Source organism: Bacillus sp. CBEL-1, from assembly GCF_004348885.1.
Lineage (GTDB): Bacteria > Bacillota > Bacilli > Bacillales > Bacillaceae_H > Priestia > Priestia aryabhattai_A.
Genome location: NZ_SBIM01000013.1, coordinates 194150 through 205838, shown reverse-complemented (window position 1 = coordinate 205838; position 11689 = coordinate 194150). Strand labels below are relative to the sequence as shown.

The window sequence follows — 11689 nt, the reverse complement described above, 5'->3', positions numbered from 1 at the left end:
TTTAATGGCTACATTTGATTTTGTGAAAAATGAGAAACATAAATTTATTAGACTACAAGAAAATGAACTATTAGATGCGGAAGAAAGACTTGGGTTTGAGTTACCTAATGAACTTAGAGATTTTTACTTAGAAGTTGGGTATGGTTTTATCAAAGGAAGGGATGGGAACACAATAAATAGAATTATGGATCCAGATACTATAGCTGATATTACTTTGAGAGAAGGTATTTACGAGTTTGATCCAGATTTAGAAGGAATATATGAGGAGGATGATAAATTAGTATTTTATGAAGTAAACGAGGGTGTATATTTAACTCTTGATTTAAATACTCCTCAACAAACTCCTGTATATTTTCTTGAAACCCAAATTGCTGGTTCATTGGGGGAATTCATAAGAAAGGTTAATGAGGATCCAGAGTACTTTATGGATATGGCTAATTAATACTTCGGGCTCTCAGCAATAAAATATAGAAGTAAGCGTAAAATAGTCCACACATACTACTCACGTATGGGCTGTTATGCTTGAAAAGTTGTTTTAGAGGTAATGAAATAAAAGCAGTATTAAACGAAAATGATGCAGATGTTTTTAAGAATCTTTATAGATTTTATTTATGGAAATCTTAAGTTACGCAACTAAATTATATAGAAAGTAAAGCATTAAATAGAGCACTTGATTGTCTACTTATGGCAACAAGTGCTTTCTTTATGAAGACTTACAAATTAGAATATACATAATCACTTAGGCTCAAATCAACATTTTGCGCACAAGCACCGTTGCCAACGTCACCAAACAAGCGTACCAAAGCGTCAAAACCGCGCCCGCATCGTGGACACAGTCATTACATAAAACGTATACGAGTATTTTAGACAGCACCATGCCAAGGCTCATGCCTGAACGAGCCCTAGCAGGTCCAGCGCTTGCCCAGCAGACGGTAAGGGAAACCTTGCAGAACGTGAAGCAGCAAGCGATGCAGATGGTTACGCCCATTTACAATCCAAAAGTCAAGCGGTACCAAGACCCAGAGACAGGGAGATTTGTGGCGAATCCGAACGTGGAGCGTGTGGAGAAACCCGTTGGAGTGGAGAAGAAGGGTAAAGAGGTTGAGCGCGTTCGGAAGGTTGAGACGGGTCAGGCGGTCTCTAAGGGTACGGGTGAAAAAGATATATCTAAATTAACTACAGAAGATATTCCGACTGCAAAAAGTGGTAAATTTAATGATTTCTTTAACTCTCTTTCTACTAATGAATTGAATGAATTATGGCAAGATAAAAAGATTAGAAAGAAAATTGAGCGTCAGCTTAGAGAGCCTGGTGGTTTGCATGAATGGCATTTAGTATCAAGAGCTCCACAATTCAAATTTTGGGATATTAGTGCTGAAAAAATTAAGGATTTAAGAACGGCAATATCTGATGTTAAATTTGTAAATCCTAAAGGCGTTCATGGAGGGTTAGGTTCTACAAAAGCACATAATGAATTATTGGCAATTATTGATACATCAAATGACTATAACACATTTATTAGAAAACTTAATAATTGGGCTTACTATAGATTAGAGGGTGGAATTTCATCATTGCCAGAAGGATTAAGATTAAAATAGGAGTGTGTTATTTATGGAAAAGCAAGGAATGGTTTCAATATGGTTAGGTAATATTAAAACACAAAACCAGTTAGAGAAATACGTCAATTTAATATACGATGAAGACGGAGAGTCTGTACCTTCTAAATTTTTTGTAGATTTCAATATTGATATGGATGAAACAGATGAAGATTTTATTGAAAAAGCTGTATTAGAAGAAAAGAGTGATAATATCTCTGTTTTATTAGAGGGCTGTTCATATGAAGAGATTATACTACCTAAAATTAGAGGATATACTAACTTAAATAAGTTGTATAACGCTGTTATTTTAATTTACAATTTTGAGTACGAGAACATAGTTAATTCTTTTGAGGATTTTGATTATATTACTTCTACTAGTTACCTACAATAGTAATCTCTAGATTGAAATTTGAATAAACTGTTGAATAGCGAAGAGCGCTAACCTTATATTAATTTGAAACCTTGATGGGCTATATGCTTCTCAAGGTTTTTATAATTTATGTTTAAATTATAAGTTTATAGTAAAAAGTAAAGCGCACGAGAGTTGTTACAATGAATTTATAAGTATTACACTTATTACTTGCTTTCTACTTTACACATGAGAATGAAAAAGATTGTGGTGTTAAACTTAAATATATATAAGCATATATACGAATGGGAAATAAAGTATATGTGAAGTGGATAGAAAAATGATAGGGTGTTTGAAAGTACAGACCTCATGATGGTAGTGCCATCATGAGATTATGTTTTAATACTTGGTTTGTGAAAATAAAAAGATAATTAGGCGAGAGGACATTTTACATTGCAGGGATAGTTATGATTTGGAATAGCTTACAAACTAACGAGATTGACAAAGCTCATGGCGATAAACAATGGGTAACGTAAAGAGATGATGTTTTATTGCATTGTAAAATTAACTTATGATTGTATTTTTACTAAAGACGGTCGGATATTGTAAAGGTCTTGATACAACGAGAGTTGAAGAAATACGGCTGTGACATTAAGAGCATCGAACAGCCATTTTACAGTATCCATAAGAAAGACCCGAATGATTTCTTGGTAAACGGCTTGATGGAATTATTAGACCAATACCAACGGCTTGAAATTGCCCTCAAACTAACGAAAGGGCGAAATAAGAAAGCGAAGGAAGGTGGATATGCAGGCGGAAAGGAAACATTTGGTTATACAAAACAAAAGAGTGAAAAGGAATTAAAGATACATAACGGTCATTTGAGCTGAAACACTTACATAGAAAAGGTCACTATCTAAGTTGGCAGAAGTATTAAATAAGGAGGGTTATCAAAAAACACAAGGTAAAGTATTTACGAAAGTACAGGTGAAGCGAATATTAGACCGAGAAAGTTCAAGTAGCTACTGAGGGTACGGTCAAAGGTAAGGGAGTTAGTGAAACTAATTTAAGAAATATTGATGATTTTATCAATGATAACAAGAAATTTGATGAAGTCATTGAAGACTATGCAAAAGTATATAAAGAACATGTTGATTTAAACAAACCTTGGTCTTGGGATGATACTATTCCGGGTGGGGATAGCTTGTCTTCTGCTCAAAAAAGAAAGATAAAAGAAATGGCTATAGAAAAAGAACATATTCCTGAAATAAAAGTTACAAAAGCAGATGGTATGAGGTATGGATTTGCCGACTTTGCAAGTGCAGGTGTTGTAGAAAAGACTGTTCAGCTACCAGAGAGATTTTGGAAGTTATCAGATAAAGAACAGTTTAAGTGGTTAGCCGAACAAATAGGTGGTACAAGAAAAGGGATGACGTGGCATCATGGAGGTTCCTAGTAAAATGGAGCTAGTCCCCTTTGGTATTCATAATATTACACCTCATAATGGTGGAAGGACAAAAGGTATGTGGGCTGACGCTCCAAGATAATAATATTGAGGAGGTATAGAAATGGAATTTAAGGATGGGTCAATAATTTATCCCTTGCCGGACGATACTTTGCTTTCTGAAAAGGAAGCTAAGTGGAGAATAAAATTACCAGAAACGTATAAAGAATTTATAAAAAAATATAATGGTGGAACTCCTATAAAGGATAGTTTTAAGTGTAATAGCCATATTTATGCAATTGATAGATTTTTATGTATTTTAAAAGTAACCGGGGAAAGAGATGATGAGTATTACGATATAGGAGTAGTTAGAACACAACTAGACGAAAGACTTGTTTTTGATGAAAATTTAATAGGTACTGAACTGCTACCGATAGCTGTTTTATTTGCAGGTGACTTTGTTTGCTTAGACTATCGTAACAATGATAAAGAGCCTATTGTATGCGTTTGGAATCATGAAGAGTCTTCAGATTTAAACCCTATAACATATATTGTAAGTAATAGCTTTAAAGAATTTTTAAATATGTTAACAAAATAGATACTTGTTGGTAGTATCTAAACATTGATAATTAACTTTAAGCACTAGATTGCCTAAATAGACAATCAAGTGCTTTCTTTATGTAAAAGTACAAATTAAAATATATAATGCTTAGATTTACCATTCAAACAAACAGAAAAAGCTCAAGCAAATGCGCAATACGCTTCGCTCAACCACCGTTTCCAACGTAACCAAATAAGCGTACCAAAGCGTCAAAACCGCGCCCGTATCGTGGGCACAATCCCTACATAAAACGTATACGAGTAGCACCATGCCCAAACTAGCCCCAGCCGGTCCAGCGCTTGCCCAACAGACGGTAAGGGAAACCTTGCAGAATGTGAAGCAGCAAGCGATGCAGATGATTACGCCCATCTACAATCCAAAAGTCAAGCGGTACCAAGATCCAGAAACAGGGAGATTTGTGGCGAATCCGAACGTGGAGCGTGTGGAGAAACCCGTTGGAGTGGAGAAGAAGGCTAAAGAGGTTGAGCTGGTTCGGAATGTTGAGAGTGTTCAGGATGTTTCTAAGGGTACGGGTAATGGCATTACAAAAGACGAATATAAAAATTTGAGGAAAAAGACACCAAGTAACGATGTAAGAAAAATGGTTAATCCAGATGGTCCTAAAGTAGACCCGGTATACGGGTATGAAGTTGATAAGTTTGAAGCAGACCATATTGTTTCAATGAAAGAAATAACTGAAATGGATGGATTTAGTAGGTTAACTAGAGAACAACAAATAGAAATTCTAAATCTAAAAGATAATTTTGTTGGTCTTGGAAAATCTTCGAATGCATCTAAGGGAGCTCATAGTTGGGCTGATTGGAAAGGACATTCTAAGATGGGAGAGGTTCCTGTTAATGTTAGAATGGAAATGCTAGAAAAAGAGAAACAAGCTAGAGAATCTCTAAAAATAGCTATAGAAGAGAGGTTGAAGAAATGAAGAAATTTGAAAAGATTATTATGGGCAAAACCATTATAGTGACTGCCGAAAAAGAATTAGAACCTCAAATAGAAATTTTGTTTGCTATATTAGAACAGGTAGATCGTAATAAATTAATTCATGGATTCTCTTTACAAGTTGGTTGGTCCGTCTATTATTTACAAGAGAGAGAAACCGGGAATTTTATATTGACTACTCCTGATTACTCTAGAAATCCATTTGAAGATATAACAGAAGATTTAACTTTAGCATTGTGGGTACAACTAGAACAAGGTCATTTTTTGAGAAAGATAAATGTCGATGGTTCATCAATAAAATTTAGTGATAAAATCATACTTTCTAAAGGTGTACTAGAACTCGAGAAAATATATTTACAAAGAAATGGAGATGTTGAAAAAGGAGATTCAGGTTGGTATATAGGTCCTATAGAGGATGATAATACTACAGAGTTGTATGCTCTATATGCTTATCAACTACTAAAAATTAAACCGGAGATCATACAAGTTCTTGCTTTACCAAATGACTATATAGTTGTTTTTGAAGGTAATGAAATAAAAGCAGTATTAAACGAAAATGATGTAGATGTTTTTAAAGACTCTTTATAGATTTTATTTACGGAGATCTTAAGTTACACAACTAAATTATACAGGAAGTAAAACATTGAATAAAGCACTTGATTGTCTATCTAGGCAATGAAGTGCTTTCTTTATGAAGATTTACAAATTAAAATATATATAATCACTTAGGTTCAAATCAACATTTTGCGGACAACCACCGTTGCCAACGTAACCAAACAAGCGTACCATAGTTTCAAAACCGCGCCGGCATCGCGGACACAGTCATTACATAAAACGTATACGAGTATTTTAGACAGCACCATGCCAAGGCTCATGCCCGAACTAGCGCCAGCTGGTCCAGCGCTTGCCCAGCAGACGGTAAGGGAAACCTTGCAGAACGTCAAGCAGCAAGCGATGCAGATGATCACGCCCCTCTACAATCCAAAAGTCAAGCGGTACCAAGATCCAGAAACAGGGAGATTTGTGACGAATCCGAATGTGGAGCGTGTGAAGAAACCTGTTGGAGTGGAGAAGAAGGGTAAAGAGGTTGAGCGCGTTTGGAATGTTGAGAGTGTTCAGGGTGTTTCTAGGGGTATGGGTAAAGAAACTTATCAACATCTGAAGGACTATAAAAATAATAAATATTTTACTAGAAGTGTAGAGTATAATGCAGGTAAAGATGGCACAGGATTTACTTATAAGGTATATCAAAGAGGAGATATTAATTGGGATATGGTTCGAACAAAAGGTGCTAAAAAAGGTCGCGGGCTAACAAATGCTGAAGCATCTGCGAAATACGGACTTGCCCCTATTCTTGATGAAGCAGGTAGTGTTGCAACATTGCATCATTCACAACAAAAAGGTGTTGGACCATTATATGAAGCTTCAACAAGGTACCATAATATCGCTAATGCTAAAAGAGCTCCACTACATCCTTATAAAGGAAAGTTAAACCCATTTTATCCAATGGATGAGACAACTAGAGGAGCTTTTCAAAAAGTAGGTTCTATTAATTATTGGAAAATACGAGGAGAAGAAGTTTTAGGAGGAGGATAATATGAGCATATTGCCTGAGAGACTAGATGAAGTTCTAGGAGAAGAAATCTATAAACGTGAAGATAGCAATCTAGTACAGGATGCTTTAATAAGGCTAGGTGTAAACGCATCGGATACTTTCCAAGAATTTTATATCCAGTATGCAGGACCTTTTTGGGAAGAGCATGTACCCTTTGAATTATTAGATATAGCAGATGAAGAAAACAATATTGAATCATACACACTCATTTCTAGAAAAGAACATGGTTTTCCGAAGCAATATCTGGTTTTAAGTGAAATGTTAGCAAATGCTGTATTAGTACTGGATACTGTAACAGATAAAGTTTATATAGTTAATTTTGAGGGTGGAGATGAACTACTTATTAAAGGCGAGTTAAAGGAAAGTTGGTCATCGTTTTTTGATTTCTTGAAGGCATATTTTAATTGTTAATTAGGGTCCAATAAAAGTTTAATTCAGCGAAACTTAAAACCTTGATTAGCTTAATGTACCTTCAAGGTTTTTTGACTTTAAGAACTTTATGGTTAAAACTATATCACTTTGGAATCAAAAACTCATGATGGTTAGCAAACTTACGAGATTGGTTGCAGTGACATATAAAAAATACAACCACACATACTACTCACGTATGGGCTGTTATGCTTGAAAAGTTGTTTTAAAGGTAATGAAATAAAAGCAGTATTAAACGAAAATGATGCAGATGTTTTTAAGAATCTTTATAGATTTTATTTATGGAAATCTTAAGTTACGCAACTAAATTATATAGGAAGTAAAGCATTAAATAGAGCACTTGATTGTCTCCTTATGGCAACAAGTGCTTTCTTTATGAAGACTTACAAAAAAGTCAAGCGGTACCAAGACCCAGAGACAGGGAGATTTGTGGCGAATCCGAACGTGGAGCGTGTGGAGAAACCCGTTGGAGTGGAGAAGAAGGGTAAAGAGGTTGAGAGCGTTCGGAAGGTTGAGCCGGTTCAGGGCGGTTCTAAGGGTACGGGTAATCGTTTAGCTGGAGAAAGTGATGTTAAAATATTAGTGGGAAGAGGAGAACAGTATACAAACGGAAGAAAAAATAGATTAAAGCCTAATATTAGATATCAAACAGGCGAATATGATTACTTTTATGAAACTGATGGTGCTGGTAGGCTTGTGAAATTTGAAACGGAAAATTTACAATTAACAACTAGAACAGATAGATTGTCACACAGTAAGAATACACCAGGAAAAGTAAAGGGGCAGGACCATGCAGGCCATTTGGCGGGTGATAGATTTGGAGGATCACCTAAACTTGATAACCTAGTATCGCAATTATCGGATGTTAATTTGAAGGAATATAAGAAGATTGAAGATACATGGGCTGCAGCTTTGAAAGAAACACCTCCTAAAGAAGTAACAGTTGATGTTGAAATAGTTTATGATGGAAATAATATGCGACCAGAGAAGTTTATAGTTAATTACGCTATTGATGGTAAGTCGGAATTCCAAGTTATTAAAAATTAATTTAAGGAGTGAAAAGTAGGATGAAAGAATTTGAAGATAGATTTAGTGAGTTACAAGCAGATATGATATCTATATGTATGGATTACGTTGAAGATAGAGCAGATAAAGTGTATGTTTATGCTTCGTGCGAAGCAGGAATGATTTCGGGAGGTTTCTTTTATTGCATTAACAATAAGTATGTAGAGCGTCATAAAGTAAATGATGCATTGGAGGATGGAGATGAAAGATATGATGTGGCTCCAAAACGACAGTCGATGGTATTGCGTATAATATGTGAAGATATTGAAAAAATAGAAGCATTGTGCAAAGAATATGAAAGAGACATGCCTACGGAAATGAAGTTAATATATGATGTTAAGAGTGGGAATTTTAAAGCTGAGTATAAGTATGATTTAGTATATACGAATGATGATGTTAAAACAGCTAGCCATATTGCAGATGAGTGGTTTGAGGAAGTAAAGAGTAACAACCTTTAAAAAATTTACAGTAATAGATATATCTAAATTGAATTAATAACTTATGAAAGTTGTAGCATCAATTTGTAGAATAGCATTTGCATACAGGAGTAACAAAGTATTGTTGTAATTAATTTAAAACATGTTATGAAGTGTACAGAAAAATAATAGGCTGTTAAAAGTATATACTTCATGATGGTTAGCATCATAGAGTATTACGTACAACGATAGAATAGAAAAGGAAGTACGAGTTTAGGCGAGATGACATTTTAAACATACGCTGTATTTATTACAGGGAACAAACCAAAAACTTACGAAATTAAAGAGCCTCGTGGGTTTATAGATAGAATTAGTAATGAATTACGTTATAAAATTAAAAGAAAGCACTTGATTGTCTATCTAGGCAATGAAGTGCTTTCTTTATGAAGATTTACAAATTAAAATATATATAATCACTTAGGTTCAAATCAACATTTTGCGGACAACCACCGCTTCCAACATAACCAAACAAGCGTACCATAGCATCAAAACCGCGCCCGCATCGTGGACACAGTCATTACATAAAACGTATACGAGTATTTTAGACAGCACCATGCCAAGGCTCATGCCTGAACGAGCCCCAGCCGGTCCAGCGCTTGCGCAGCAGACGGTAAGGGAAACCTTGCAGAACGTGAAGCAGCAAGCGATGCAGATGATCACACCCATCTACAATCCAAAAGTCAAGCGGTACCAAGACCCAGAAACAGGGAGATTTGTGGCGAATCCGAACGTGGAGCGTGTGGAGAAACCCGTTGGAGTGGAGAAGAAGGGTAAAGAGGTTGAGCGCGTTCGGAAGGTTGAGCTGGTTCAGGGCGGTTCTAAGGGTACGGGTGAAGCTCTGGGTAATAAAGAGGTAGCAGTAGGAGAAGAGATTATTGCCCAGAGGGTACTGAAAGCAGAACTTGATTTAACACCAAAACTTACACCATACAAATCTTTAAGTAGGGGTCAACAGAAAAAAATAAAAGAAAAGATTGAAAATCGTACAGTAACAAAAGAAGAATATAAAAGATATCAATGGGATAAAAGATTTTCAAAAAGAAGAGCTGCAGGGGTTAATGAATTTTGGAAGCAAGAAAAGAAAAGGATTTTAGATGGAGAACCTACAACAAGGGATTGGACTAATGAACAGATACAAGAGATTTTAAGAGGAAAAAACCCTCAATATAATGGGCAATCAATAATTGGACATCATACTTACAATGCTATGAATTACCCACATATATGTAATAGAGGAGAATTAATTTATCCTGTAACTAGCAGGGAACATTTAAGGGGTTGGCATGAGGGAAGCTATAGTAAAAATGCACCTGGTAGACCTGTTAATCCAAATTATTTAGAAGAATTTTAATGGAAAGGAGAATAATAGATGAGTAAAATGGCAATTACAATAAGCTCTAATGGTCCATTTAGTAAATGTGTAGTACCATTAAGAAAGTACACTGGTTTAGGAATTGCAGAGATAAAAAATAAAATTGAAAACAAAGATTTTTTTGCCGAAACAAATGCAAATGATATTGATGATATGGAAAATTTAAAGGGATTAGTTGATAACTTGTTGAAGTTAGGTGCGGAAGTGAAAATATTTGATAGTGATGAATACGGTGAAGGAATTTTCGATTACCAAGAAATTTCTTACGGCGAATTTATAAATAATATTGACCGGTTAAAAGAAATTATGGAAGAATTACAGGATTACGATGATGTTTTGTCTGACGAAGTTTAATTGGTCTTAATAATTATTATTTTAAAAATATATGTTAAGAGCTTGTGTTAGTAAAGCAACATAAAAGAGTGATAAAGCTCATGGTTCTAAAACGATAAATACAAAAGCACATAAGAAAAATTGATGAAAAAGAATGTATTTTTGAAGTGGATAGAAAAATATATGGTGTTTGAAAATATATACCCCATGATGGTTGTACCATCATGGGGTACTGTGTGCAATGATAGAATAGAAAACGAAGTACGAGCTTAGGCGAAATGACATTTTACATGGCGGTGAATACAAACAACATGGAATGGGCATGAAACTAACGAACTCGTACAAACTCGTAAGTTTTAACGTAGTAGTTGTCATGACAACTACTACAAAACTTACAAATTTATGCTACTTAAAAACATATGTACTTAAAGCACTTGATTGTCTATCTAGGCAATCAAGTGCTTTCTTTATGAAGATTTACAAATTAAAATATATATAATCACTTAGGTTCAAATCAACATTTTGCGGACAACCACCGTTTCCAACATAACCAAACAAGCGTACCATAGCATCAAAACCGCGCCCGCATCGTGGACACAGTCATTACATAAAACGTATACGAGTATTTTAGACAGCACCATGCCAAGGCTCATGCCCAAACGAGCCCCAGCCGGTCCAGCGTTTGCCCAGCAGACGGTAAGGGAAACCTTGCAGAACGTGAAGCAGCAAGCGATGCAGATGATTACGCCCATTTACAATCCAAAAGTCAAGCGGTACCAAGACCCAGAGACAGGGAGATTTGTGGAGAATTCGAATGTGGAGCGTGTGGAGAAACCTGTTGGAGTAGAGAAGAAGGGTAAAGAGGTTGAGCGCGTTCGGAATGTTGAGAGTGTTCAGGATGTTTCTAGGGGTACGGGTAATGGTAATATAGTCAACGAAGTTAAAGAAGTTAAAGAAATTGATTTTGGAAAGCACATAATAAAAGGTGAAAATGGTAAGAAACAACTACTCCCAAATACTAAGTACCTAACCAATGATAACTACAAATATACTACCGATGAACTTGGACGTATTGTAAATGTAGATGCTCCCGAACTTGTATTGAAAAAGGCTAATAGAAATAAATACGCTCAGGCAAATGTAGGGGGAAGAGACAGATTACCAGATGATGATGGCGGACATTTAATAGGAGCACAATTTAATGGTCCTCCTGATATTGATAATCTTGTACCACAAAATAGTCAAATTAATAGGAGGGGTGGAGTTTGGTACGAAATGGAGACTGAATGGGCCAATGCATTGAAAGAGGTACCACCCAAGAAAGTCTCTGTTAGTATTGAACCGATCTATTCTAATAATTCAATGCGACCAGATTCCTTTATGGTCGAATATGAAATTGAAGGCCAATTTCCAGTGATTCGCGAGATTGCAAATAAATCAGGAGGCTGAT

15 protein-coding genes and 1 pseudogene are annotated in these 11689 nt (G+C 35.6%); all 16 read left to right on the top strand.

The genetic code is table 11. From position 1 onward, the window contains the following. Positions 1-4: 4 nt before the first annotated feature. The 16 genes and pseudogenes from EPL02_RS11110 (at position 5) to EPL02_RS11040 (ending at position 11688) form a co-directional block, all read left to right on the top strand. The gene (locus EPL02_RS11110) at positions 5-442 is read left to right on the top strand and encodes an SMI1/KNR4 family protein (RefSeq protein ID WP_131887731.1); all 438 of its coding nucleotides are present in this window, start codon (positions 5-7) and stop codon (positions 440-442) included. 316 nt (positions 443-758) lie between these two features. Further along, entirely contained in the window at positions 759-1598 is an 840-nt protein-coding gene (locus EPL02_RS21170; protein WP_286175410.1) for a hypothetical protein, read from the top strand. A gap of 13 nt (positions 1599-1611) precedes the next feature. Next, positions 1612-1989, top strand: coding sequence for an immunity 22 family protein (locus EPL02_RS11100; RefSeq protein ID WP_131887730.1), 378 nt, complete (start codon positions 1612-1614; stop codon positions 1987-1989). 551 nt (positions 1990-2540) lie between these two features. Further along, positions 2541-2976, top strand: a pseudogene (locus EPL02_RS21165) (recombinase family protein); the annotation flags it as partial. Positions 2977-3151: 175 nt separating this feature from the next. Then, positions 3152-3403 (top strand): hypothetical protein, encoded by a 252-nt coding sequence (locus tag EPL02_RS11090; protein WP_286175409.1) that lies wholly within the window; start codon positions 3152-3154, stop codon positions 3401-3403. Further along, entirely contained in the window at positions 3390-3494 is a 105-nt protein-coding gene (locus EPL02_RS21160; RefSeq protein WP_353653412.1) for an HNH endonuclease, read from the top strand. The genes EPL02_RS11090 and EPL02_RS21160 overlap by 14 nt, the downstream gene beginning before the upstream one ends. A gap of 21 nt (positions 3495-3515) precedes the next feature. After that, positions 3516-3989 carry an SMI1/KNR4 family protein gene (locus tag EPL02_RS11085; RefSeq protein ID WP_131887729.1) on the top strand — a complete coding sequence of 158 codons (474 nt, stop codon included), beginning with the start codon at positions 3516-3518 and terminating at the stop codon, positions 3987-3989. A 271-nt stretch (positions 3990-4260) separates the two neighbouring features. After that, positions 4261-4932, top strand: coding sequence for a hypothetical protein (locus tag EPL02_RS21040; protein WP_205687712.1), 672 nt, complete (start codon positions 4261-4263; stop codon positions 4930-4932). Then, positions 4929-5537, top strand: coding sequence for an immunity protein Imm33 domain-containing protein (locus EPL02_RS11075; protein ID WP_094912891.1), 609 nt, complete (start codon positions 4929-4931; stop codon positions 5535-5537). The genes EPL02_RS21040 and EPL02_RS11075 overlap by 4 nt, the downstream gene beginning before the upstream one ends. A 156-nt stretch (positions 5538-5693) precedes the next feature. After that, positions 5694-6545 (top strand): HNH/ENDO VII family nuclease, encoded by an 852-nt coding sequence (locus EPL02_RS21155; RefSeq protein ID WP_286175408.1) that lies wholly within the window; start codon positions 5694-5696, stop codon positions 6543-6545. A gap of 1 nt (position 6546) precedes the next feature. Beyond that, a complete protein-coding gene (locus tag EPL02_RS11065) occupies positions 6547-6975 on the top strand; it encodes an SMI1/KNR4 family protein (protein WP_131887728.1) in 429 nt (142 codons plus the stop codon). Between the two features lie 447 nt (positions 6976-7422). Beyond that, entirely contained in the window at positions 7423-8040 is a 618-nt protein-coding gene (locus tag EPL02_RS11060; RefSeq protein ID WP_286175407.1) for a DNA/RNA non-specific endonuclease, read from the top strand. A 20-nt stretch (positions 8041-8060) separates the two neighbouring features. Further along, positions 8061-8516, top strand: a complete 456-nt coding sequence (locus EPL02_RS11055; RefSeq protein ID WP_131887726.1) for an immunity protein YezG family protein — start codon at positions 8061-8063, stop codon at positions 8514-8516. Between the two features lie 454 nt (positions 8517-8970). Continuing rightward, positions 8971-9885: a hypothetical protein gene (locus EPL02_RS21150; protein WP_286175406.1), complete on the top strand. Its 915-nt coding sequence runs from the start codon at positions 8971-8973 to the stop codon at positions 9883-9885. An 18-nt stretch (positions 9886-9903) separates the two neighbouring features. Then, positions 9904-10260 carry a hypothetical protein gene (locus EPL02_RS11045; protein WP_094913391.1) on the top strand — a complete coding sequence of 119 codons (357 nt, stop codon included), beginning with the start codon at positions 9904-9906 and terminating at the stop codon, positions 10258-10260. Positions 10261-10890: 630 nt separating this feature from the next. Beyond that, the gene (locus EPL02_RS11040; RefSeq protein ID WP_286175405.1) at positions 10891-11688 is read left to right on the top strand and encodes a DNA/RNA non-specific endonuclease; all 798 of its coding nucleotides are present in this window, start codon (positions 10891-10893) and stop codon (positions 11686-11688) included. Position 11689 lies beyond the last annotated feature (1 nt).